Below are 23,980 nucleotides of genomic sequence, written 5' to 3' on the forward strand. Positions count from 1 at the left end.
GCGGAATGTTGACAGATTACGAGCGTGAAGCGCTACTACTTAGCTTAAAAGTCGCCAGTGTCAGTATGTTATGGCTGATACCTATCGGCGTATTTTTTGCGTGGCTGCTCAGCAAGAAACAGTTTGTCGGCAAGAGCCTTTTAGACAGCCTGATTCACTTACCTTTGGTGTTACCGCCCGTTGTTGTTGGTTATTTATTACTGGTCACAATGGGTCGTCAAGGGATCTTGGGTGGGTGGCTTTATGCGACGACCGGATTAAGTTTCAGTTTTAGTTGGCGTGGTGCCGCGCTTGCCTGCATTGTGGTGTCGTTGCCTCTGATGGTGCGCTCCATCCGCTTATCAATGGAGGCGGTTGATTATCGCTATGAACAGGCTGCTCGAACATTAGGGGCGGGAGGATGGAAGATTTTTTTCACCATTACCTTACCTCTGATCATTCCCGGTATTCTCAGCGGCGCAATGATCTCGTTTGCTCGCAGCCTCGGTGAATTCGGAGCCACCATCAGTTTTGTTTCCAATATTCCCGGAGAAACCCAGACCATCCCGTTAGCGATGTATAATTTTCTCGAAACTCCGGGCGCAGAGGCGCAAGCGATGCGTTTATGTATTATTTCTATTTTGCTGTCACTGGCATCACTCTATTTTTCTGAACGGTTGAATCATTGGATGACTCAGAAGTTGGGAGTAAGCCAAAAATGATAGAAATCGACGTGTTTAAACGCTTCTCAGAGCAAGAGTTTCACTTAAAGGCGCAACTGCCGTCCTCGGGGATCACGGCGGTATTCGGTCAGTCAGGGGCGGGTAAAACCACGTTAATCAACCTTCTTAGCGGATTGGTCACGCCAGATGGCGGCAGTATTAAAGTGGATGATCGCTTTGTTTATGATCATGATTCTGGGATTAATGTTCCCGTGGAAAAGCGCAACATCGGCTACGTTTTTCAGGACGCACGCTTGTTTCCTCATATGAAGGTAGCCGCCAACTTGCGTTACGGCGTCACTCAGTTTGATGCTGAACATTTCGCTCAGATTTGCCAACTACTATCAATAAATCATCTACTTAACCGCTATCCAAGCCGTTTGTCTGGTGGCGAGAAGCAGCGTGTTGCCATAGGACGTGCGCTGTTAAGCAAGCCGGATATCTTACTGATGGATGAGCCACTTTCTTCTTTGGACATCGAACGCAAACGGGAACTGATGCCGTTTATCGAGAAGCTGTCACATAGTATTTCTATCCCTGTGGTGTACGTGACCCACAGTTTGAATGAAATACTGCGACTCGCTAATCATTTGGTGATTATCGATTCGGGCAAAGTGACGGAGTGTGGTGATATTGAAACCGTATGGGCATCGCGCACCATGTCGAGTTGGCAGTCATTTTCTGATCGCAGCATGTTGTTTCGCGGGAAAATTACCGAACAAAATGAGCGCTATGGGTTAACCAAAGTCATGCTCAATCGTGATCATTACCTCTGGGTTCAGCATATTAATGGTCAAGCGAATGATGATGTGCGCCTACGAGTCAGAGCCAGTGATGTGTCATTAGTGTTAGAGCGCCCGAAAAATACCTCAATTCGTAATGTGTTAAACAGTCAAATCATGGCGATTCATTATGGTAAAAAAGGCGCAAAGCAGAGTGCAGAAGTGGTATTGGATTTGGGGGAAAACTGCCACTTATTAGCAACCGTGACGCTTTGGGCTATCGATGAATTGCAGTTGCAAGTCGGGCAGAGGGTTTACGCACAAATCAAAGGGGTCAGTGTTTCGCAAAAAGATATCGCCTTGGAGTATCACTAGTCCTTGCAATATCGCTCAGTCTTGTCCTTGCAGTAACAATCGCCAAATACCGTTATTGACGTCACAAAAAATACCCAAGCTAACTCGCTTGGGTATGATATTTTCAAAGCGTGGTGTTACGCCTTACTTGGCAAATACGTCTTTAAAGTCGCGCTTAAGAATGGCATCGCGACGCGCTTTTTTAAGCTGCTTCACCATATCTTTAATACAGTTTTGTAGCACTTGATCAAGCAGGCGAGCACGATAATCTTCTTTCTCTTCGTCGCTCATATCTGCGGGCATTTCCATCGAATTGATCTCTTCCATGGTGCTGACGCCAGCAAAGGCTTGGCTGACCGAAATAAGGGCGTGAAATTGCTCAAAGTTATCAAGAATATTTTGCGCACTTGCCGGTAGTCCTTCCCAAGATTCTTGCACCGCTTCTTCGGTCACCTCATGAATTGAAACGACCATGTTGTGCATTTCTGCTGGTACTGCATCAAACTCAATGACTTTACGCAATTCCGGAGAAATTGCATCTAGGTCTACGGCGACCATTTCATTATTTTGTGTTTCGGACATACTTCTATCTCGATATTTTTAAAACGTAATTATAACGCTAACATTTTTTAATGTCTTATCTCAAGAAGAAGATTATGATGTGCATCGGTGAATATATAGACTAATTTCAGTAAAATTATGGGCTTATGGAAATTGTGTTCTAATATAGTCATATAACACAAGGTTTTGATTATGAGGCAGGTGACACTTGTTGTAACGTATAGACAAGTGAGCGACACATAATCAGAGTGAAGGTATAGGAAAGGTTATGATTTCGATAGACGCGTCGATGAAAATTTTGCTGGTCGACGATGCTCAGTTGGAGCGCATGCAACTTCAAATCCGACTTAAGCAGTTAGGGCATGAGGTAGAAACCGCGGCAAGTGGTGAAGAGGCGCTGCAACGCTATCCAACGTTTGACCCTGAGTTAGTATTATTGGATATTTCCATGCCCGATATGGATGGCTTTGAGGTCGCCGCGAAAATACGAGACACCTATAGTGAAGATTGGGTGCCGATTATTTTCTTAAGTAGCCACGATGAACCCGAAATGATTGCCAAAGCAATTGCAGCAGGTGGCGATGATTATTTGGTCAAACCGGTTAATAAGATCGTTTTACAATCTAAACTGGTCGCCATGCAACGTATTGCTCAAATGAGACGTGAACTCAAACAAGCCAGTGCTCAACTTGAAGAAGCCAACCGAGCGTTACAACATCAAGCTAACGAAGACGGATTGACCAAACTGTTTAACCGTCGTTTTATGGATAGCAAGCTGCAAGAATTGGTGCAATGGCATGGGCGTCATCGCAGTCCGCTGTCAGTGATCCTGATGGATGTGGATCATTTCAAAGCGTACAACGACAACTATGGACATACCGAAGGCGATCAGTGCCTGATTGGTATTGCTCAGTTCCTTGACGCAACCTTTATTCGCAGTGGTGAATATGTGGGGCGCTATGGGGGAGAAGAGTTTGTCGTGCTGTTGACTCAATGTAACCTGGCGCAAGCAAAAGAGAACGCGCATCGCATTCGTGAGGGGATAAACCAACTTGCCATTCCTCATGAACACTCTGACACCAGTCATAACGTGACAATGTCACTGGGAGTCTATTCTGTTATTCCTGACGGCACGGAAGCAATCAGTCAACTTTACGAAAATGCTGATAAGATGCTGTATCAAGCAAAGCGCAGCGGTAGAAACCGCTATGTTTGTGTCGGGGACAGCGACAAGTTGCAAGCAGTTCAGTAGTTAGCACGACTATACTGTTTGTTATCTTTCTATGTTCAGGGCTACCTCGTGATCGCTCGACGCTTTTGTTATCAACGCTTCTGTTATCGACGCTTTTGTTATCAACGTATTTATTTTCGGCGCTTTGGTTATCTTAGCCCGCTGTGTATTGGCTTGCTTTTGATATCTAGCCCAATAAAAGCCGATCCGAGATTTAGTAAGCTGTTTGAAAATGCTTTCGCTGGCGCGGTGATACTATCAGACAGTGACGCCGTCACGTTGGGTTTTAAAGATTTTGATCCGAATAACTGGCTCAATATCGACGATGAAGATGCGGGCACGCCTGAGTCGGTCGATTTAAGAAAAAGCCTCAATGTTTATACGCTTCCTTGGACCGAAACCCTGACTCAGTCGCCTACATTCAATAATCAGTTAGTGTTTCGCCTATCTGCATTAGAAGCCGATGGAGATACCATTGATTTCCAGAGTTCCAAGCCCGACAAGCATCACGAGTATGTGTTGGGTGGCTACGTAGGCTATCAGCAGCAAATCAAGTTTGAAGATCACTGGTCATTTAATACTGGCGTTGGAGCTCACCTTCAGTATTACAAAAGCCGTTATAGCTATAACTCTGCAGCATCAAAGCAGTACCTCAAACCCCTTGTTGATGGGGTATTAGTCAATACCGATGCTTGGGCGACGACGGCTCAATCTGAAGTTGGTTTTAGTTACCTCAAACTCAAACAGTGGGGAAAGCTGACTTTTGATTCCAGTTTCAATTACTTTTACGGTGTCGGCTGGGGAGAGGCGAATCAGGGAGACGTTGGCTATCCGGAAGGTTGGTATTGGTCTAATGAAGCCAAACTATTTTTTGATGTCACCGACTTCGGTCGTTCAGTACAGACCATTTATTCGAGTATTCGTCGGGTCGATATTGGGGGCGATACCTTTAATACTATCGGATCTCCCTATTATTACGAGGCGACTCTAGGTTGGTTGATGACACCACCATTTGCGATCAAGTTCGTCGACAATATTGGTATTGGATTAAGCATCAATTATGGCAGCGCGCTGAAAGGGGGAAGTTTGGTGCTGTTTTTTAACCAAGACTGAGGATCATGCTCTTTGTACGCAGTTTCGACCTTTCTTCTTCGCTTGATACAAGGCTTCATCCGCCAATTTAAGAACTTCGTTTGGCTTACGGGTATGGCTTGTATCTGCAACACCGATACTAATCGTGATACTGACATGGCTTGCTTTGCTTTTTGCGCGTTTGGCAGCGCCGACTTTGTTATCTTCAGGGCGATGATCCATATCTCTTAATACCATTTGGTAGTCAGCGATCTCTTGACGTAAATCATCGAGGTATTGGTGACTGTCAGCGGCATTTTTGCCTTTGAATAGCACTGTGAATTCCTCGCCACCATATCGATAGACTTTGGCATTTCCTTTAACAGACGTCAGTTTAGAAGCGACCAATTTTAAGACTTGATCACCGGTGTCGTGACCGTAGGTATCATTGAACTTTTTAAAATGGTCGACATCCAGCATCGCGATGGCGTATCGACGACCTAAGTGCTTCATGTCCATTTCGAGCGCGCGACGACCGGGAATATTGGTCAAACGGTCGTTAAATGCCATTTGATGGCTTGCTGAAATCAAATAGATAATGTTCAAAATACCGGCTAATGAAAACAGTGTGCTTGAGATACTCGGTAAGTGAAAGATGATAAAGGTCGTGGATGCAAGCAGTACCGATGAATAAACGGAAGCGTCAATCGCCCGTTGATATTTCAACAAAAATATCCCCGTAGCACCGCTGATGGCGAAGCAATAAAGCACCAGCACTAACGGCAGACTGGAAATCTGTGGCACCGATGTCAATAAGGCATCACTAAAGTCGGCAAAGCCACCTTGCGCAAGGTGACTAATAATCAGATAACTCCACAAGATAAAGCTGGCTAATATGGCGATAAATAACGCCATTGTTTTGTTTAACAACCCAGTATCAGGGAACAAGTAAGCAAGACAACAAGCAACGGGGAGTAACAGACACAATAAAGACACTTCGAGTAACGTGGTGCCAGTGGACAGAGGCGTTTGAAGCCGTTGTTGAATGACAAAGTAGGCGACAAGCATTGCGATACTCACCATTGCCATCGTCGACTGCTTAAAGGTATGCCCAAGAGCAATAGCGGTCAAAAATAAGATATACGGTAGATTGGTAGAAAAACCAGCATTGGCGTTAGCAATCTGCACAATTTGTCCCAGCCCCAATAACACGCCGATGATCAACGCGATAGGAAGCAATAAGCGAACGAGGTGTGAACCAAGTAGGGAGTTAGACATAATCGTAAAAAAATCAATTGCTAGGCTGAGATAAGTTGATGGTTAAGGATACGGTAATTTGATGTTTTGCCAAGTGATTTATGGTGTTTTTTATCAGTTAACCGTTTGCTATTTAGTAAATTATTTCTTTGCGTGGTAAACCCGAAAGATCTTTATGAATTTAGTTGGTTAACATCGCATATTTTTTACATAACCAGTTGACCCGTTACCGTAAAGTCGACAACATGGGTTGAATTAGTTTCATAGTAAAAGGACCAAGTAATGGGTTTTCTTTCCAAGTTATTCGGCGGCAATAAAGCCAAAAAATCACCTTCTGTTGAGCCGGTCGAATACAACGAGTTTTTAATCTACCAAGAAGCAATCGAAGAGGGCGGTCAGTATCGTGTTGCGGGTAGGATCACCAAAGATATAGAAGGTGAAGTCAAAGAGTACCGTTTTATACGTTCTGACGTTGTGGCATCTAAAGGGGATGCAAACGAGTTAATGTTAAGCAAGGCGAAAATGTTTATCGATCAAATGAATGGCAATATTTTCAACTGATCGGAGCGCTGACCATTAAATCAATCATTGCTAACAATTTGCTTTGATATATATCATCTCGGCGTCAACGTTGTTTGTATAGGATTGTAATTCAAAATGTTACCTGTTCTTTGCTGTGGCTTTGGGGTTCAGGTAATGAGTACGCAAAGGTTGTACCACCTTCGGCAACATACAACGACAAAGCCACTTAATTTTAACATGCGTAGATAGTGAATTTGTCTCAAGGAATACAAAACGATTTACTAAGAGCCTTTTATTGTTTTCTAAAGGGACAATGACTCTATTAATAGTTAAGGAATAGCTATGCAAATAGGTGTGCCACGAGAAAGCCTCTCCGGAGAAACGCGGGTAGCCGCGACCCCTAAATCAGTTGAACAACTTTTAAAGCTTGGCTTTGAAGTTTGTATTGAATCCAATGCTGGTGCGCTTGCCAGTTTTGACGATTCTGCCTACCAAACCGCAGGGGCTTCCATCGCCACTCACGACGAAGTTTGGCAATCCGATTTAATTCTTAAAGTAAATGCGCCAAGCGATCAAGAGATTGATCTCATCAAGTCCGGTGCGAGTTTAGTCAGCTTTATTTGGCCGGCACAAAACCCTGAATTGATGGAAAAGCTATCAAGCAAGAATATCAATGTGATGGCGATGGACTCTGTTCCAAGGATCTCACGCGCTCAGGCTCTAGATGCATTGAGCTCGATGGCCAATATTGCCGGCTATCGCGCGGTGGTCGAAGCAGCACATGAATTTGGTCGTTTCTTTACCGGTCAGATTACCGCTGCGGGTAAAGTTCCACCCGCTAAAGTCTTAGTTGCAGGAGCGGGGGTTGCGGGTCTTGCCGCGATTGGAGCCGCAGGGAGTCTTGGCGCGATTGTTCGCTCTTTCGACGTACGTCCGGAAGTAAAAGAACAAGTTGAGTCGATGGGGGCAGAGTTTCTTGAAGTCGATTATCAAGAAGATTCAGGCTCAGGTGATGGATACGCCAAAGAGATGTCTGACGACTTTAACAAAAAAGCCGCTGAACTTTATATGCAGCAAGCCAAAGACGTCGATATTATTGTTACGACCGCTCTTATCCCAGGTCGCCCAGCCCCTAAATTGATTACCAAAGAGATGGTCGATGCCATGCAACCGGGTAGCGTGATCGTTGACCTTGCAGCAGCGAATGGCGGTAACTGTGAGTACACCGTCGCTGATCAGGTGATTACCACCGAAAATGGCGTTAAAGTCATTGGTTATACCGATATGGTCGGTCGACTACCAACTCAATCCTCTCAATTGTATGCCACAAACCTGGTCAATCTGCTTAAGCTGCTTTGTAAAAACAAAGATGGCGCAGTGGATATCGACTTTGAAGACGTAGTGATTCGAGGTGTGACGGTCGTTAAAGAGGGCGAAGTCACTTGGCCTGCGCCTCCTATTCAAGTGTCAGCGCAGCCAGCGCCCGCTAAACCAGTGGATAAGCCTAAGGTTAAACCTGAGCCAGAACCGACATCACCGGTTAAGAAATTCGCTGGTCTTGTGGTCGCGGTGGGTGCTTTTGCTTGGATTGCTTCAGTCGCACCGGCGGCTTTCTTATCGCATTTCACGGTATTTGTTCTTGCCTGTGTGGTTGGATATTACGTGGTCTGGAATGTTACCCATGCACTGCATACACCGCTAATGTCGGTGACCAATGCTATCTCGGGCATTATTGTTGTTGGTGCTTTATTACAAATAGGTCAAGGCAGTGGTGTGGTGACCGTCTTGTCATTTATTGCGGTATTGATCGCCAGTATCAATATTTTTGGTGGCTTTACGGTCACAAAACGCATGCTTGAAATGTTCCGCAAAGACAAATAGGAGGGCGACATGTCATCAGGATTAGTACAAGCAGCCTATATTGTCGCTGCATTATTTTTTATCATGAGTCTAGCCGGACTCTCTAAGCAAGAATCGGCGCGTTCCGGAAACTATTACGGTATCACCGGTATGGCGATTGCGCTCATTGCCACCATCTTTGGTCCAGATGCCCAAGGTTTTACTTGGGTTATCATCGCCATGGTGATCGGTGCTTCTATCGGTATCTATTACGCCAAAAAAGTCGAAATGACGGAAATGCCCGAATTAGTAGCGATACTGCATAGTTTTGTTGGTATGGCAGCGGTTTTGGTCGGTTATAACAGTTATATCGATGCACCAGAAGCGGCAACGCATGCTGAGCATGTCATCCACTTAGTTGAAGTGTTCTTAGGTGTGTTTATCGGTGCCGTGACTTTCACCGGCTCAATTGTTGCGTTTGGTAAATTAAGAGGCGTCATTTCGTCTTCACCACTTTCCATTCCGCATAAACATAAGTGGAATCTAGCGGCGATCGTTGTTTCAGTCTTGCTGCTTATCTACTTTGTCAAAGCCGATGGCAGCATGTTTGCGTTGATCATCATGACCTTGATTGCCTTTGCGTTTGGCTACCACCTTGTGGCTTCCATTGGTGGTGCAGATATGCCAGTGGTTGTGTCAATGTTGAACTCATATTCGGGTTGGGCAGCTGCGGCAGCGGGCTTTATGCTTGCCAACGATCTGCTTATCGTTACCGGTGCCTTGGTCGGTTCGTCAGGGGCTATCCTGTCTTATATTATGTGTAAGGCGATGAACCGCTCGTTTATCAGTGTTATTGCTGGTGGCTTTGGTCAAGAGGTCGTCATCTCTACCGATGAAGAGCAGGGTGAACATAGAGAGATCACAGCTGACGATGTGGCTGAGCTACTGAAAAACAGTAAGTCGGTGATCATCACTCCGGGATACGGTATGGCGGTTGCTCAAGCACAGTATCCAGTCCAAGACATTACCGAAAAGCTGCGCTCGTTAGGTATTGATGTGCGCTTTGGTATTCACCCAGTTGCGGGACGCTTACCTGGCCATATGAATGTCCTGTTAGCGGAAGCCAAAGTGCCTTACGATATCGTGTTAGAAATGGATGAAATCAATGACGATTTCCCAGAGACCGATACCGTGTTGGTTATCGGCGCTAACGATACGGTCAACCCAGCAGCACTTGAAGATCCCAATAGCCCTATCGCTGGGATGCCGGTTCTTGAGGTTTGGAATGCTCAAAATGTGATTGTCTTTAAACGTTCAATGAACACTGGCTACGCGGGTGTTCAAAACCCATTGTTCTTTAAAGAAAACACATCCATGCTGTTTGGCGACGCAAAAGAAAGCGTTGATGCCATATCGAAAGCACTGTAATAGTGTGATCGTCGATAAAAAAGCCAGCATTGCTGGCTTTTTTGTTTATTTTCAAGCCATAAAGTCAAATTTTTACCAAACCATGACGCGCTAAGTGGTATATAGTTGATAATAATTACAAATGTAACAGCAAATAAACCGACTCGATCCAAAAGAACTCTGTATTGAATATTTTAATCCGCACATTCGCACTTGTTAGCTCACTCCTGTGTATGTTCCCTGTAATGGCGGAATCTCTCCCAGAGCGTATCGATAATTTTGTCGGTCAATTCGACTATACCAACGCCAACGCGTCCTATGATGTTCGAATCATTCAAGCGGATTATCCCACTCAGTTGCTGATGCCTGAATCCATGTTGCCACAAACAACAAAATATCCGCTCAAAGAAGTCCAGCAACTGTACCATTTGGCACAAAACTGCAGCGGTCCTTTACCACTAAGTCCTCTTATCACTGAACCATTGGTGTTCACCCGCGCTATCTGTAACGGTCGAGAATTAGCGCAGCGTTGGTTCGCTCGCAGTGGTTTAATCCATCCGGGTGGCGGGACCTACGCGGCTCGTTATATTAACTCCCATCCAGAGCAGAAATATGTGCTGGAACAGTATATGCACATTAAAGAGCGTGATCAGGCACCAATGAACTCTTTACTTGGTCGTTTACAGACCATGGGCGAGTCAACGGTAATTTCTCTTATTCGTGGATCAACCATGTTTGTCGAAAATGAAGAGCTTTGGATTAGGCGAGGTGAGAGGTATTACCTGTTTTCGGCCGAAGTTTGGCATGCGAATGCCCAAGATTCAGGTTTAAGGTTTAAACTGGCTTCAAATTCAGAAACTTGTTTTGTTCGCCGTGGCAATATTTGTTGGGAAACGGAAGATCATACCGACTTACTAAAAATAGGCATGATCAGTTTGATCATTGCCAATATATTATTGGTGAGCGGTTGGGCGATTTATCGTTGGAATAGTAAACGTAAAGAGCTAAGAGCACGTATGTTAGTGCTGCAAATTTTAACTCACGAATTGCGTACACCTATCGCCAGTTTATCACTGACGGTCGAAGGCTTTAGGCGAGAGTTTGAGCAATTGCCTGAAAGTGTTTATGATGAATTTCGACGTCTGTGTGAAGACACCCGCCGCCTTCGACAACTTGCAGAAGCGAGCAAGGACTATTTACAATCTGACAATAAACCATTAGCCACCGAATGGTTACCTTCTGTACAAGAGTGGTTAAGCTTTAAAGCAGAAGAAGAATTTGATGGTCAAGTGGCGATAAATCTCGATCAAGACCGAGCGGTTAAAGTGAATATTTATTGGTTGGGCACTTGTATCGATAACCTAATTAAAAATGCCATTAAATATGGTGTCGCACCCGTCACCATTAATGTTAAAACAGCCAATGGACAACTGCGAATCGAAGTACAAGATCAGGGTCAACTGACCGAAAAGGACTGGCGTCAATTACGCCAACCTTTCGTTAGTCAAGCAGGCTTAGGTCTTGGGCTTACCATCGTCGAATCTATGGTAGGACGCATGGGTGGTAAACTCACTCTTGTTGGTCCACCAACTACTTTTATATTGGAGATACCTTGTGAAACAGACACTGCTGCTTGTTGAAGACGACAAAAACCTTGCCGATGGCTTGCTTGTAAGCCTCGAACTCGCAGGCTACCAATGTTTACACGCAGAACGAATCGCTGACGTGAGTGCGCTCTGGGAACAAGCAGATCTTGTGATCTTAGACCGACAACTTCCGGATGGTGATTCGGTAGAGCATTTGAGCGGATGGAAAGAAAAGAAAGATGTTCCCGTGATTTTGTTAACGGCGCTGGTCACCGTTAAAGACAAGGTGACAGGACTTGATGCCGGAGGCAATGACTACCTAACCAAACCGTTTGCTGAAGCAGAATTGTTTGCGCGCATCAGAGCTCAGTTAAGAACACCGGAATCTGATGAGACTGAAAGCACTAAAGTCACCACTGAACATTTGGAAATCGATAAAACGACCCGCGAAGTGTTTTACAAAGGTGATTCGATTACCTTAACGCGCACCGAGTTTGATCTTTTATTATTCCTAGCCAGTAACCTAGGTCGCGTATTTACCCGTGATGAACTGCTTGATCATGTTTGGGGATATAACCACTTTCCAACGACAAGAACCGTTGATACGCACGTGTTGCAATTGCGCCAAAAGTTACCAGGTCTAGAAATAGAAACCCTTCGTGGTGTTGGTTATAAAATGAAGGCGTAATGAAAAAGTTACTCACGGCTATTCTGTCAGTATGTTCAGTGTCACCTGCGGTAAATGCCGCTTGGTTCGAAAATACCAATACGGTGACACAGGTCCATCAGCATCTACTCAACAAAGATCTCAATGCGATGTTTCAGTCGTTGGTAGAAGAGTGGCAGTTACAACCGATTCCCAGTCTTCAATCCCACATCAACCAACTGTTCTTACAGTCGCTTGAAGTCGATTGTGGCAAAAGCCTGACTCAACAACACTTTCCAGAATGGATCAAAAGCGTTGTCATCAATCAACAATACCGTGAGAGCCCAGGTCGTGATACCTATGTGACAACGGTTGAAGTCATGTCTGATAGCGTTATTCAGGAAATTAGCCTAAATAAGTGGATAGACGGCGATATTTCTAATGACAAGGAAGCGTTTGTTAATGACATTAGTGACGCTGTAACTGAGTCGACCGAGTATGGTATTCGATACAATCTAGTTGCACCGTTAGAGATTGGGTTATATCAACTCAACATCTATAACGAGGGTGGCGAGCATTGGAGCCAATGGGTAATCTTGAGTGAAGAATCACTGGTTCAAACGGTTCGATGGGCCTCTAAAGATGAGTGGCGTATAGAAAAACACGCCTTAGTGAACTCGTATTGCCCTTTACCTATGTTACGAGTTGGGGTTTATGATTACATTGATAACGAGTTCGTCCCTGTATGGACTCGAAATTATGAATCAGATTATCCGACAACGATCGAGAATAAAACCATCGCCCCCGATCGTTATGTGTTGTCGATAGCCATGACACAAAGTCGCTGGCAGGGGCAGATTCTTTTTGAGCGCTCGCAAATTATCAGTAAGACCTTTGATGTTTCCGCCGAAGACTAGAGAATTTTTGGTAAATAATTAAAGAATTGAGTTATCTCGCCGTTAACCCCTATAACAAGGTTGTTTACAAACGTTATAACTCAATGAAAAATCATATTAAAACCCTTTCCGCAATTGCAATTCTATCGAGCTTTTCTGCATCGGCAACCACGTTGTCTATCGAGGCAAGAGGTGATGCAATGGGTGGCGTCGGTGTCGTGTCAGCTTCCTATCTAACAGCACCATTCTATAACCCTGCTTTGGTGGCAATTTACCGACGCAATGATGATGCAGGCATGCTCCTTCCAAGCCTTGGTATCAACTATGACGATCAAAATGGATTAATCGATCAAGTTGATCAAGCTGTTGCGACGGGAGATATCAGCGCAATTTCGAACGACTCCGTTGCCAATTTAGACTTTGGTGGTGCAGTCGCATTTGGTCTACCAAACCGATTTGTTGCAGCAAATATATTTGGTAAAGCCTATGTAGAAAACGTCGCTCAGCCAGATATGGGCAGTACCGTTACGAATTCAGCCGTCAAATCGGCTTCTGTTGCGATAACAGAAATCGGACTTTCGTTGGCTAAGTATCAAACCGTGCTGGGGCAACATTGGTCATTTGGCGTGACACCTAAATTTCAACGCATCTACACATTCACCTCAGTCAGCAGTTTGCAGGATTTTGCACTCGAAAATGTGACAGATAATAAAGAGGGTGAAAGTGCATTTAACATTGATGCAGGCGCACTTTGGTTTTTTGGTCCATTTAGAGCAGGCGTATCTGCGACCAACCTTCTTTCGCGAAACATAAAGACTGCTCAAGGTACGACGTTGGTCGGCGGTCGTGCTGTTGATTATGGTTATGAGTACAACCTAGAACCACTTTATACAGTGGGGGCTGGTTATGTCGCAGACTACTTTCAGTTCTCTATCGATTACGATTTGAATAAAGAAACGAAGTTCACGCAATTTGACGACGACACCCAAATGATTCGTGCCGGTCTTGAAGTCGACCTGATTCGACAGATTCAGCTTAGGGCAGGGTACTATAAGAACTTAGCCAAGGATAATAGCGACGGTACGATTACCGCGGGTATCGGTTTAACGCCGCTTAATCTGATAGAAATGGATATATCCGCTCGATATACCAATGCTGATGCTATGGGCGCTTCGATTAACTTTGTCACGACCTACTAGCGATTGTTTGCTCAACAACATCTATATCGAAATTGTGTTTGATCGACACGGCTTTTGTAATATAGTCCTCCCCAACAATGGGAGGACTTTTTTATGTTTGACGACTTACCAACTTTATCTCACCAAGAGCAGCAACAAGCGGTAGAAAAAATACAGCAATTGATGCAGCAGGGGATGAGCACAGCACAAGCTATCCAAACTGTGGCAAATCAAATACGCGCAGAGAAACAAACCCAGCAGCCATAAATTCTCTAGATCAGATATAGCTCTGCCCATAGCCCTCTTTAACAGAGGGCTTTTTTATGCCTCATGATAATCTATGCACTTAATGCATAGATTGAGAGTATTGGCTTAGTTGAGCTTAGGTGGCAGCAAAAACAGCCTCTATAAATGAATTAAATTCAAATAATTCAACATCTTACTAAAGGATAATTAACTGGTAACGATCGGCTTTTGTTGGCAGTTGTAATTTAATTACAGGTGCGTTCAACATCAGTACAAGCAACCAGTGTTTTATGCTGGTTGTTTTTATTGACCTACAGAGAAAGTAAGTGTTTACGTCAAATCATTTAAGATCTCTATCCGTATTGGCACTTCTCGTCGCAGTAAGCCACCAAATAGTCGTTAAATTGGCGATGAAATGCACACTAAGCATGATATTTAAATCGGTAACTGGCGATAATTACGGTGGGAGTTGAATGAAGAAACCACTGTGGCGCGCAGTTTTTTTGTTTTGTGAATAGCAATATCTGAGCTATATCGCTTGCTTTGTTCGTGCAATAGCTCAGCGAGTGACGCTGTCACATAGTTAGGTATCCTTGATACGCTTCAGTCGTCGAACAATAGGTGATTATCCTGACACATACATACAGCAAAAACGGAACGTTATCCTGTCACGCTTTTCTAACATGATATTGGGTAGATGAACCGATTTTATTGATCTATGTATTACAACACATTGAAATTTATGCCATATTATTAACCGAGTCGAAGTAACAACGATATACGAACAACCAAGTAAAGGAATTGATTGAAATGAAAAACATCTTAGTAGCAGCAGGATTACTTTTGGTTGCCACATCGGCATCAGCTCGTGACGATGTATTGGAGCTATCTGTGGCGGATGCGATGGCTAATGCCAAAGTGTCTCAAGCGGTTGGCGATGGTGTTCAGTTTTATTTTGGCGGACAAAGCCACGACACGGTCAAGCAAACATTTGGTGAATGGAGTACCAACAAAAAGACCAATGCATTCGGTAAGTCCGATGAGTTTGCTTGCCAATGGGCTTTCGCTGGTGCGTTGAAAACTTTAAAGCAGCGAGCAATTAAAGAAGGCGGTAATGCGGTAATTAATATCCGCTCGAACTATAAAAATAACCTGACGTCTAGCGACACACATTTCAAGTGTGGTGCCGGAAACGTAATCGCCGGCGTCGCGCTTATTGGTGATGTGGTAAAACTGTAATCATTTGAATACAACATGTTTAAACGGTCGGGCTTTAAAGCGACCGTTTAAACAAGACCGTATAACTAATGGTGACTGACATCGTTAAAACACCCAACTGATTTAGAATAGGTTCACTAGGTAATGTTCGGTCATTGGTGCTTTGATCTTATGTTGCTGGTGCGTATTATCTATCTTATGTTAAATATGATTCACTTTAGCTTGAATCTATTCGCTTTTACGTGCCTAATCCTTCGATAATCACCCACTTTCTCTGCACAATTAAACATAACGGCTATTTACCATAAAATACCTAATAATCAGTTAATTCAACCTGACGGTTGAAAACGGATTATTAGGTCTAATGCCGCAGACTATTGGTAGTGACGACTTGTAATCACGATCTGTTGCTTTGAGTTAACGCTTTCTATTAGCTTCAAGTGCTATTAGCTTCAAGTTCCAAAAATGCCAGCTACAAAAAAAACCGTTAGTTTTGCACTAACGGTTTTCTATTGTTTATCGTCACTAACGGAGACCTATCAGCCGCCCGCCAGTTTCACGGTGTAACCTTTTTTCTCAAGTAACGCTTTGATTTTATCACGCGCATCGCCTTGGATTTCGATGGTACCGTCTTTAATTGAGCCGCCACAGCCGCATACTTTTTTCAATTCAGCCGCTAATAATTTAAGGGGTGCATCATCGAGGTCTAATCCTGTCACAATTGAGACGCCTTTTCCTTTGCGTCCTTTGGTTTGTTTTTGGATTCGAACAACACCATCACCTTTGGGACGTTGAACTTTTTCTTCTTCTGGCTTTATTCGACCAGTTTCTGTTGAATATACAAGAGTCATAATATGGTTATTTCTTAGCTTGTTGTGCTTGTAGCGCTTTTTGCTTTGCGACTAAATACGCTTCGATATGTTTCTGGATAGCAACTTTACTACCTTTTATCAACTTACTATTAAACACGCAATACCAAGCATTGGCTTCTCCGGTGTCGTTTTTAATATTGAAACCATGAAACAATTCTTGCGTTGCCTTGCCGCTGCGACTGACCTGAGGCTTAGCGATCTCTGATGGATCGACTATTTGCGAAGTATCGCACCACCAGTCAATGGACTTTTTTACTGCTGCCAGTGAGCCCTTAAGCTCTCTATTTTTTATGACAACCTTCCAAACTTGGTCCGAAGTTCCCACAGATTTTAGCGTACAACCGCGATAACTCGCTAATGCCATAAGGTATATCTCTTGAAATTTGTAACATTCATTTTCAGAACAATATTAGCATTTTTGGGACTAGGATCAATTATCACTAGACGCATTGCTTAACAAAAGCCGACCAGAGGTCACGAATTTAATATTTAAGTGCTATTTATTGATAGATTCTTCAATGCAATCTTTCAATAAATCAGAAAATTTCACTCCAGCGTGTTCAACCATTTTAGGGAACATTGAGATTGGCGTCATACCCGGAAATGTATTGACTTCATTGAGGTAGATTTCATTATCTTCCGTTAGGAAAAAGTCAATCCTAGATAAATGACGTAATTTCATTTGGGTAAAGACTTTACGTGCACTTAGTTCGATTAATTCCAACTGTTGATTGGTCAAGCCTTTCGCTTCTATGACGGTAGTTGAATGACTATCAGCACTGTATTTCTCTTCGTATGAGTAAAAATCGCCTTCTGGCGCAATCACTTCACCGGGATGAGTAATATGCAATTGACCTTGATATTCAAACGCTGCCACTTCAAGTTCGCGTGGCTTAACGGATTTTTCAATCACTACTTGGTCGGAATAGCCAAATGCGGCGTCAATTTTTTGTTTTAATTGCTCAATATCAGTGACGCTGTAACATCCTACTGATGAGCCCTGTTTGGCTGCTTTGACAAACACCTTTCCCCACTGTTCGAAAGCACTTTTAGCCTTTTGATAACCTGCTTCACTATTTTCAGCTAAAAATAAGTAAGGCGTGTTAGGGATCTCTAAGGTGTCATACCAAAGCTTAGAGGTGATCTTATTGAAGCTATTACTGCTTGCTTCAGGTCCACAGCCTAGATAAGGAATTTTCGCTAACTCAAACAGCGATTGAATATCGCCGGTTTCGCCAGGGAATCCGTGAATACATGGAACGACATAGTCTATTTTTATCTTCTGATCGCTGGCGACTAACTCACGTTGATTAATATCTAAGACAACCAAATCGCCATTTTCGCATCGCCAACCCGACGTGGTAATTTCTACTCGAATGACTGAATAGTTCGGGTTTACTTCTAATTGTGTTTGCAAATAATCTGCAGAGACAAGCGATACTTCGTGCTCTGAAGATCCCCCGCCGCAGAGCAATAAAATATTGTAGTTTGACATGCGATGCCTATTAATGAACTGAGTTGGTAGCATGATAAACCAACCCGCATTGTAAATCAGTGAAAATGTTGTACGGATGGATGCTTTTGCTCAGGAAATGCACAGCCCTGAACATCACGTTAGATGATCAGGGCTCACAAAAGGAGGGCTAGTTTAACTTGGTCAGCGTTGGATAATCAGACTGTTTGATTTTATCAATGCTCTTCACGAAAGGCTTAAGTTGTTTGAACTCAGCAGGTAATGTGCTGATCGCTGCTTTCGCTTCAGTGCGAGTCGCATAATCACCATAAAGCACTGAATACCATTTTGTCCCATTTACAACCTTGTAGTTTTCCCAAATAGGTTGTCCTGAACGAGGGAGCTTTGATGAAAACTGCTCAACCTTGTCCTTACTACCGACAGCAACTACCTGCAGTGTATAACCAAAACGATAGTTGTTTTTAGACTGTGATTTAGAAGGCGGAACAATTTTTACCACTGGCTCTTGGCGCGTCGCAACTGGTGTCGGTTGTGACTTGGTTTCGGTAATCACTGGCGCACTGTTCGCTATAATAGGCGTTTGCGTTGGTGTGACATTAGATTCAGCGATCATCACTGGCTCTGATGTCACAACGGGTTCTTGAGCAACAACAACGGGTGTGTAATCTTCTCGAAAACTCTCCGATTTTACGTCCACTGTATATTTGCTTGAAGAGCATGCGGCGAGTAAGCCCGCTAAACTGACGATAACAACTTTTTTCATTTCTTGCTGCCTAGTTAATGAGTCTTATGGCATGATTGAATGCCTTGTGACATGTTACACATTATTTGTATCTCATCAATATGTTATGTCTAAATTTAGGAATTTGCATAACGAACCCATAAAATTCCTGAACTAATATTGAACATAACGTCATTTTTGACCGACGATCCAGTTGGTAATGCACAACTATGACCATGATTACTTAGTTATCGTTAACTAAAGCAGGAGTCAATATGCTGTTAGATGCCCTACTCAATCCAAACGCTGTCGCTGTTATTGGGGCTTCGGAACAAGTCGATCATCTTGGTCATATTGTGATGACGAATCTGCTAAATAGCCAATTTAAGGGTACGATACTCCCCGTTCACCCAAGACATAAATCGGTGGCTAGCATCTATTGCTATGCGTCGGTTCAGGCACTACCGATTAAACCGGACCTTGCGATCATTTGTGATATCGCATTATTCGACCAAGAGTTACTGCAACAGCTACATCTTCAGCAGTGTCATAGCGTCATTTTGATGCCAGTTAGTTCGGTATCAACATTGACCATCAATACTGATCTTTTTCAACTGGCACAGCAATTTGGTATCAAATTACTGGGACCTGAGAGTATTGGTGTTATTGCACCATGGCGAAACCTCAACGCCTCATGCTCGCCAGTCAGTGCTCATCCCGGTAAGCTTGCCTTTATTGCTCAATCGAATTCCGTCTGTACCACGGTTCTCGACTGGGCCAGTGAAAGAGGTATTGGGTTTTCGTACTGTATCTCCCTTGGTGAAAGTTACGATATTAGCTTTGATCAACTGCTTGATTACCTATGCCGAGATAGCCATACAGAAGCTGTTCTGCTTCAGATTGATTCTATTCAAGATGCGCGTAAATTTATGTCTGCCGCAAGGGCTGCATCGCGTAAACGCCGTATCTTAGTCTTTAAGCCCACGGACAAACTCGGGTTAGGTAAAAACATTGTTTCCGATTTAGTGTACGATGCGGCCATCAAGCGCGCGGGAATGTTAAGAGTGTACGACACTCATGAACTGTTCGCTGCTATCGAGACTCTCACTCACTCTATCCCATTACGAGGCGAAAGACTTGCGGTGATCACCAATGGTCAAGCCACGGGTATGATGGCAATCAACCAGCTTGATACGCTTGGGGGCAAGCTAAGTAATTTATGCAATAACACGCTAGAAACATTGACCGAAAGCTTGTCGATTCCTCAATATGCACAGACGCCGATTTATGTCGGTAATAGTGGCGGGATAGAGCATTATGAAATTGCCCTCTCAACACTATTAGACAGTGACGATGTCGATGCGATCTTAATCATTTTGTGCCCTTCTTTTGCCGTCAAGCATCAAGCGTTATCCCATCGGTTAATTGAGATCATTCACTCTCACCCGCGCGCCAAACGTTTTAACATTTTTACTAACTGGACTGGCGAAACGTGTGCGCCTTCGCGTCAGTTATTTACCCAGCATGGGATCCCGACCTATCGCACACCAGAGAGTGCAGTGACTGCGTTTATGCATTTGGTGGAATACCGACGAAATCAGTGGCAATTAAAAGAAACCCCCGCCACGATAGAAAGCTACACTCAGCAACAATTGCAATCAATTCGGGCTTGGCTTGAACAAAAAACAGAGCACAGTGATCAAAGCAACGAAATGATCACTCTCGATATCACGTCGAGTCAAGAGCTGTTACAACTTGCCCAACTTCCTATACTTCGCTCTCAATTGGCGAAATCTGCGCAGGAAGCCGCCCAGTTTGCGGATGATATTGGTTACCCTGTCACTGTAAAGTTGGCAAGCCCCGATATTATCCATAAGTCCGACGTGCAAGGCGTTGCGTTAAATCTAAATAGTGCTGAAGAAGTCGCCACAGCCGTGGATTCTATTATCGACCGCGCGAATAGTGTTCAACCGGATTCAGTGATACTTGGCTTTATTGTACAGCCGATGGCGCGATTGTTTGGTACGCAAGAAATAAGGATCAAAATTGTCGATGACACGGTATTCGGTCCGACTCTATTTATCGGTCAAGGCGGTTCAGGTTGGCGGATAAGTTCTCAATCAGTCGTGAGTTTACTGCCCGTAAATATGGCACTTTCTCAGTATTTGCTGGTACAGGCTGTCAATAACGGCGATATCCGTTTTGAACACAGCGCCCTGATCCCCAACTTCGCCATCATTGCTCAATTCTTGGTGAAGTTGTCAGAAATGATTGTCGCTTGTCCGCAGATAAAGGAGCTCGATATTCATCCATTGCTGATCGATGGTAATGAACTCACTATCCTTGATGCCGCGATCAAGATTGCTAAGTTTAACGGTGAGTCACACACCCGTTTAGCGATCAGACCTTATCCGGTCGAAATGGAACGTGTGGTCAACCTTAAACACGGAAAGCCTGTGCTACTTCGTCCAATAAAACCGGAAGATGAGCCACTGCACGCCGAATTTCTCACTCATGTCACGCGAGAAGATCTCTATAAACGTTTCTTTTCCGATGTGGGTGAATTTGACCATGCCGCCTTGGCTAACCTTACCCAAATTGACTATGACCGAGAGATGGCTTTTGTTGCCATAGAAGATTTTAATACTCCGCAACCTCAAATTATCGGTGTTTGCCGCGTGATGCTTTCCGCTGATAATCATGATGGTGAATTTGGTATCTTAGTTCGGTCACAACTGAAAGGTCATGGTTTAGGTCGTATTTTGATGCAACAACTCGTTGACTACTGTCAGCAAAAAGGCACCCGCTATCTTGTGGGTATGACGATGCCCAACAACTCCGGCATGTTAGCCCTTGCAAAATCCCTCGGTTTTGAGATCGATATAAGCTTTGAAGACGGCACTGCTGATATGCGATTAACGCTAGAAAACCAATAGTTACAAATTAATAATAATGTTAATGATTGCAATTATCATTTAGATTTCATACACTCCCTCCTGTTAACGCACAGGCACATTAGTCTGTGTACTGCCCCACTTTCGATATCTACCCCGCAGTGGTATTGCCATTGACTTGCGTAAGTCAACACATTGGATTTGTGGAAAAAACAACAATTAGGATATTAAAAGGTATTTTAATCGATGCGTAATAAAACCATTTTAGCCAGCTCTATCGTCCTTGCTCTCTCTCAAGGCGCTCACGCTGAAGAAGCTTATACATTTGATGAAGTCGTTGTGTCAGCAACACGCACAGAACAAAATAAAACTGATGTTTCAAGCTCGATTGAATCTGTCGACTCAGAACAAATAGATAGTTCTCTTTCAACTGATTTAAAAGATGCACTTAAAACCACGCCGGGTGTAGACGCGACAACTTCTGGACGTTTTGGTATATCTGGTTTTAACATTCGTGGCATGGATGGTGATCGCGTTAAAGTTGTTGTTGATGGGGTCCAACAAGTCACTCCTTTCAACCCGGGTGGCGGTGCAACTCAAGCTATTTATCCAAATGCTATCGAGTTAGATACTCTTACTTCTATTGAAGTCAATAAAAGCGCATCGTCAACACTTTACGGTTCAAATGCACTCGGCGGCGTAGTTGTTCTTAAAACCAAAGATCCAGAAGATTTCCTTGTTACGGATGGCGATGAAAATAGATTCGGTCTTAAGTCGTCCTATTCGTCTAAAGATGAGCAGTTCAAAAACACCCTCACTTGGGCGATGCGTCAGGGTGATTTAGAAACGATCTTGATTGGTACTTACGCTCAAGGTAGCGAAACTGAAAACTACGGCGGTAACAATATTGAAGGTGATGACCGTACTTCGGTTGACCCTGCGGATAAAGAACTGAATAACGTATTAGCTAAAGCATATTACAATCTAAATGACGCAAACCGCGTAGGCATTGTTTTTGAGCGTTATGACTATGAATATGATGAAAACCGTCTAAGTGGCAACGAATTCAATGATTATGGTCCATACGGTCATTTCGGTTATGAAGACTCAACCAGTAATGATAGCAACGTAAGGACTCGTTATGGTATCAACCATGAATGGAAAGCAAACAACGTAATTTTCGATAACTTATTCTGGCAAGTTAATTATCAAACAACAGAAACCACAAACGAAAATTATGCCAACGTATCCATTTACGATGCTGCTGGCTACTTTGGCTATACTCCTGGATTTACTTACGATGGCGGAAGAAACCGTATTCGACAAGCGGAAGAAAAAACTTGGCAAATAGATAGCCAATTCGACAAATTGCTTGAATTTGGTAACGATTACCACGAGTTAACCTATGGATTTAGCTACCTTCATACTGATTTTAGCCTTTATAACCGTGATATTTTCTTTGAAGACTCAAGTTTAAACGGTCCGGGTTCTACGACGGTTCCTGACGCTGAACTAATTCAGTGGGGTGTGTTCGCGCAAGACAACATGTTCTTACTTGATGAATCATTAGTGATTAATCTTGGTCTTCGTTATGACTCTTTTAAAGCAACTCCAAGCGCTGACGCTGGCTTTGAAACTGAGTTCGATGAAAATAGTAACGATGCTTTAACAGGTCAGGTTGGTGCTGTTTATCACTTTAACGAAAATCTCAGCACGTTTGCACAAATTAGCCAAGGTTTCAAAGCACCTACCGTTAAGCAGCTTTATTTTGAATATGATACAGGCTCCGAATATATTCCAAATCCTGATCTTGAAGCTGAGAAAAGTACTTCCTATGAAATTGGTCTACGTGGACAGAATGATTTTACTCAATTCGAACTCGTTGGTTACTTCAATAAATATAAAGACTTTATCGCAACGGTTGATCTAGGCGAAAATGCAGCAACTGGCAAAGATCAGGTGACTGTTGTCAATTTAGATAAAGTTGAAATTAAAGGTATTGAATACTCGCAAACATTGTTACTTGATCGTCTGAGTTTTGTTCCTCAGGGCATATATTCTACTGTTTCACTTGCATACTCTGAAGGTGAGGACAAGAGCACAGGACAAAGCCTAGATTCAATAGCACCTCTAACGGGTGTCTTTGGATTCGGTTATGACAACATTGCACATAGGTTTGGTGGATTAGCAACTTTGAAAGTGGTTGATCGTAAAACAGATTGGTACAGCGACGACAACATTGAAACAGCGGGTTACGGTGTATTTGATGTCACGGCTTATTATCAACCAGCTACAGACCTGACGCTACGAGCAGGTGTATTTAACTTATTCGATAAGAAGTATTTCGATTATCAGGATTTATCCGGTTACGATAGCAGTGATAATTACCAACGTCTTTCTCAACCAGGTAGAAATTGGGGTGTGAGTTTAGACTATCAATTCTAATATAATCTAAAACTGATTAAAGGGTGGAAATGTAAATTTCCACCCTTTTTTATGTACAGTTAATTATTAAATTATCATTTAGCTGTATTGCCACACCCTCTCCCGCCTGCATGTTAAAAATAACATTTCACCACACCTT

General features: G+C 43.5%; 21 protein-coding genes. 15 read left to right on the plus strand and 6 right to left on the minus strand.

What is annotated here, in order from left to right; genetic code table 11:
* Window positions 1-5: 5 nt before the first annotated feature.
* Window positions 6-701, plus strand: a complete 696-nt coding sequence (gene modB / locus L9Q39_RS16540) for a molybdate ABC transporter permease subunit (protein ID WP_237486198.1) — start codon at window positions 6-8, stop codon at window positions 699-701.
* Window positions 698-1,798 (plus strand): molybdenum ABC transporter ATP-binding protein ModC, encoded by a 1,101-nt coding sequence (gene modC / locus L9Q39_RS16545; protein ID WP_237486199.1) that lies wholly within the window; start codon window positions 698-700, stop codon window positions 1,796-1,798. The genes modB and modC overlap by 4 nt, the downstream gene beginning before the upstream one ends.
* A gap of 123 nt (window positions 1,799-1,921) precedes the next feature.
* Here the strand turns inward: modC and L9Q39_RS16550 are convergent, their stop codons facing one another.
* The gene (locus L9Q39_RS16550; RefSeq protein WP_237486200.1) at window positions 1,922-2,359 is read right to left on the minus strand and encodes a DUF3069 domain-containing protein; all 438 of its coding nucleotides are present in this window, start codon (window positions 2,357-2,359) and stop codon (window positions 1,922-1,924) included.
* 247 nt (window positions 2,360-2,606) lie between these two features.
* Here L9Q39_RS16550 and L9Q39_RS16555 point away from each other — a divergent pair, with 247 nt between their 5' ends.
* Window positions 2,607-3,590, plus strand: a complete 984-nt coding sequence (locus tag L9Q39_RS16555) for a diguanylate cyclase domain-containing protein (RefSeq protein WP_237486201.1) — start codon at window positions 2,607-2,609, stop codon at window positions 3,588-3,590.
* A 48-nt stretch (window positions 3,591-3,638) separates the two neighbouring features.
* Window positions 3,639-4,682, plus strand: a complete 1,044-nt coding sequence (locus L9Q39_RS16560) for a Solitary outer membrane autotransporter beta-barrel domain (protein ID WP_237486202.1) — start codon at window positions 3,639-3,641, stop codon at window positions 4,680-4,682.
* 3 nt (window positions 4,683-4,685) lie between these two features.
* On the opposite strand, the gene L9Q39_RS16565 is transcribed toward L9Q39_RS16560, so the two are convergent.
* Window positions 4,686-5,918 (minus strand): GGDEF domain-containing protein, encoded by a 1,233-nt coding sequence (locus L9Q39_RS16565; protein ID WP_237486203.1) that lies wholly within the window; start codon window positions 5,916-5,918, stop codon window positions 4,686-4,688.
* A 261-nt stretch (window positions 5,919-6,179) separates the two neighbouring features.
* Here L9Q39_RS16565 and L9Q39_RS16570 point away from each other — a divergent pair, with 261 nt between their 5' ends.
* The 9 genes from L9Q39_RS16570 (at window position 6,180) to L9Q39_RS16610 (ending at window position 15,456) form a co-directional block, all read left to right on the plus strand.
* Window positions 6,180-6,458, plus strand: a complete 279-nt coding sequence (locus L9Q39_RS16570; RefSeq protein ID WP_237486204.1) for an HlyU family transcriptional regulator — start codon at window positions 6,180-6,182, stop codon at window positions 6,456-6,458.
* 303 nt (window positions 6,459-6,761) lie between these two features.
* Window positions 6,762-8,300, plus strand: coding sequence for a Re/Si-specific NAD(P)(+) transhydrogenase subunit alpha (gene pntA / locus L9Q39_RS16575; RefSeq protein WP_237486205.1), 1,539 nt, complete (start codon window positions 6,762-6,764; stop codon window positions 8,298-8,300).
* A gap of 9 nt (window positions 8,301-8,309) precedes the next feature.
* Entirely contained in the window at window positions 8,310-9,686 is a 1,377-nt protein-coding gene (gene pntB, locus L9Q39_RS16580) for a Re/Si-specific NAD(P)(+) transhydrogenase subunit beta (RefSeq protein WP_237486206.1), read from the plus strand.
* A 224-nt stretch (window positions 9,687-9,910) separates the two neighbouring features.
* Window positions 9,911-11,305: a sensor histidine kinase VxrA gene (gene vxrA / locus L9Q39_RS16585; protein ID WP_435532847.1), complete on the plus strand. Its 1,395-nt coding sequence runs from the start codon at window positions 9,911-9,913 to the stop codon at window positions 11,303-11,305.
* The gene (gene vxrB, locus L9Q39_RS16590) at window positions 11,280-11,939 is read left to right on the plus strand and encodes a response regulator transcription factor VxrB (protein WP_237486207.1); all 660 of its coding nucleotides are present in this window, start codon (window positions 11,280-11,282) and stop codon (window positions 11,937-11,939) included. Before vxrA ends, vxrB begins: the two co-directional genes overlap by 26 nt.
* Window positions 11,939-12,814: a DUF2861 family protein gene (locus L9Q39_RS16595; RefSeq protein ID WP_237486208.1), complete on the plus strand. Its 876-nt coding sequence runs from the start codon at window positions 11,939-11,941 to the stop codon at window positions 12,812-12,814. The genes vxrB and L9Q39_RS16595 overlap by 1 nt, the downstream gene beginning before the upstream one ends.
* 83 nt (window positions 12,815-12,897) lie before the next feature.
* Window positions 12,898-13,992: a conjugal transfer protein TraF gene (locus L9Q39_RS16600; protein WP_237486209.1), complete on the plus strand. Its 1,095-nt coding sequence runs from the start codon at window positions 12,898-12,900 to the stop codon at window positions 13,990-13,992.
* A 93-nt stretch (window positions 13,993-14,085) separates the two neighbouring features.
* Window positions 14,086-14,238, plus strand: coding sequence for a YoaH family protein (locus L9Q39_RS16605; RefSeq protein ID WP_237486210.1), 153 nt, complete (start codon window positions 14,086-14,088; stop codon window positions 14,236-14,238).
* A gap of 789 nt (window positions 14,239-15,027) precedes the next feature.
* Window positions 15,028-15,456, plus strand: coding sequence for an excinuclease (locus L9Q39_RS16610; protein WP_237486211.1), 429 nt, complete (start codon window positions 15,028-15,030; stop codon window positions 15,454-15,456).
* Window positions 15,457-15,974: 518 nt separating this feature from the next.
* Here L9Q39_RS16610 and yciH read toward each other — a convergent pair.
* From yciH to L9Q39_RS16630, 4 genes are all read right to left on the minus strand, one after another.
* Window positions 15,975-16,286: a stress response translation initiation inhibitor YciH gene (gene yciH, locus L9Q39_RS16615; protein WP_237486212.1), complete on the minus strand. Its 312-nt coding sequence runs from the start codon at window positions 16,284-16,286 to the stop codon at window positions 15,975-15,977.
* Between the two features lie 7 nt (window positions 16,287-16,293).
* On the minus strand, window positions 16,294-16,671 hold the full coding sequence (locus L9Q39_RS16620) for a DUF3319 domain-containing protein (RefSeq protein WP_237486213.1): 378 nt from the start codon (window positions 16,669-16,671) through the stop codon (window positions 16,294-16,296).
* A gap of 132 nt (window positions 16,672-16,803) precedes the next feature.
* The gene (locus L9Q39_RS16625; RefSeq protein WP_237486214.1) at window positions 16,804-17,802 is read right to left on the minus strand and encodes a D-alanine--D-alanine ligase; all 999 of its coding nucleotides are present in this window, start codon (window positions 17,800-17,802) and stop codon (window positions 16,804-16,806) included.
* A gap of 148 nt (window positions 17,803-17,950) precedes the next feature.
* Window positions 17,951-18,544: an SPOR domain-containing protein gene (locus L9Q39_RS16630; protein ID WP_237486215.1), complete on the minus strand. Its 594-nt coding sequence runs from the start codon at window positions 18,542-18,544 to the stop codon at window positions 17,951-17,953.
* Window positions 18,545-18,777: 233 nt separating this feature from the next.
* Here L9Q39_RS16630 and L9Q39_RS16635 point away from each other — a divergent pair, with 233 nt between their 5' ends.
* Together L9Q39_RS16635 and L9Q39_RS16640 are read left to right on the plus strand one after the other, a co-directional pair.
* Window positions 18,778-21,438 carry a bifunctional acetate--CoA ligase family protein/GNAT family N-acetyltransferase gene (locus tag L9Q39_RS16635; protein WP_237486216.1) on the plus strand — a complete coding sequence of 887 codons (2,661 nt, stop codon included), beginning with the start codon at window positions 18,778-18,780 and terminating at the stop codon, window positions 21,436-21,438.
* 204 nt (window positions 21,439-21,642) lie between these two features.
* On the plus strand, window positions 21,643-23,841 hold the full coding sequence (locus L9Q39_RS16640; protein WP_237486217.1) for a TonB-dependent hemoglobin/transferrin/lactoferrin family receptor: 2,199 nt from the start codon (window positions 21,643-21,645) through the stop codon (window positions 23,839-23,841).
* Window positions 23,842-23,980 lie beyond the last annotated feature (139 nt).

This window comes from Vibrio hippocampi, assembly GCF_921292975.1.
Lineage (GTDB): Bacteria > Pseudomonadota > Gammaproteobacteria > Enterobacterales > Vibrionaceae > Vibrio > Vibrio hippocampi.

Excerpts from the sequence above, each read along its gene's own strand:
- L9Q39_RS16635 (WP_237486216.1), top strand. The coding sequence starts at position 18,778 with ATGCTGTTAGATGCCCTACTCAATCCAAACGCTGTCGCTGTTATTGGG.
- pntA (WP_237486205.1), top strand. The coding sequence starts at position 6,762 with ATGCAAATAGGTGTGCCACGAGAAAGCCTCTCCGGAGAAACGCGGGTA.
- L9Q39_RS16620 (WP_237486213.1), bottom strand. The coding sequence starts at position 16,671 with ATGGCATTAGCGAGTTATCGCGGTTGTACGCTAAAATCTGTGGGAACT.
- L9Q39_RS16610 (WP_237486211.1), top strand. The coding sequence starts at position 15,028 with ATGAAAAACATCTTAGTAGCAGCAGGATTACTTTTGGTTGCCACATCG.
- L9Q39_RS16605 (WP_237486210.1), top strand. The coding sequence starts at position 14,086 with ATGTTTGACGACTTACCAACTTTATCTCACCAAGAGCAGCAACAAGCG.
- yciH (WP_237486212.1), bottom strand. The coding sequence starts at position 16,286 with ATGACTCTTGTATATTCAACAGAAACTGGTCGAATAAAGCCAGAAGAA.
- vxrA (WP_435532847.1), top strand. The coding sequence starts at position 9,911 with ATGGCGGAATCTCTCCCAGAGCGTATCGATAATTTTGTCGGTCAATTC.
- L9Q39_RS16630 (WP_237486215.1), bottom strand. The coding sequence starts at position 18,544 with ATGAAAAAAGTTGTTATCGTCAGTTTAGCGGGCTTACTCGCCGCATGC.
- L9Q39_RS16600 (WP_237486209.1), top strand. The coding sequence starts at position 12,898 with ATGAAAAATCATATTAAAACCCTTTCCGCAATTGCAATTCTATCGAGC.
- pntB (WP_237486206.1), top strand. The coding sequence starts at position 8,310 with ATGTCATCAGGATTAGTACAAGCAGCCTATATTGTCGCTGCATTATTT.
- modB (WP_237486198.1), top strand. The coding sequence starts at position 6 with ATGTTGACAGATTACGAGCGTGAAGCGCTACTACTTAGCTTAAAAGTC.
- L9Q39_RS16565 (WP_237486203.1), bottom strand. The coding sequence starts at position 5,918 with ATGTCTAACTCCCTACTTGGTTCACACCTCGTTCGCTTATTGCTTCCT.
- L9Q39_RS16595 (WP_237486208.1), top strand. The coding sequence starts at position 11,939 with ATGAAAAAGTTACTCACGGCTATTCTGTCAGTATGTTCAGTGTCACCT.
- L9Q39_RS16555 (WP_237486201.1), top strand. The coding sequence starts at position 2,607 with ATGATTTCGATAGACGCGTCGATGAAAATTTTGCTGGTCGACGATGCT.
- L9Q39_RS16570 (WP_237486204.1), top strand. The coding sequence starts at position 6,180 with ATGGGTTTTCTTTCCAAGTTATTCGGCGGCAATAAAGCCAAAAAATCA.
- L9Q39_RS16550 (WP_237486200.1), bottom strand. The coding sequence starts at position 2,359 with ATGTCCGAAACACAAAATAATGAAATGGTCGCCGTAGACCTAGATGCA.
- L9Q39_RS16640 (WP_237486217.1), top strand. The coding sequence starts at position 21,643 with ATGCGTAATAAAACCATTTTAGCCAGCTCTATCGTCCTTGCTCTCTCT.
- L9Q39_RS16625 (WP_237486214.1), bottom strand. The coding sequence starts at position 17,802 with ATGTCAAACTACAATATTTTATTGCTCTGCGGCGGGGGATCTTCAGAG.
- modC (WP_237486199.1), top strand. The coding sequence starts at position 698 with ATGATAGAAATCGACGTGTTTAAACGCTTCTCAGAGCAAGAGTTTCAC.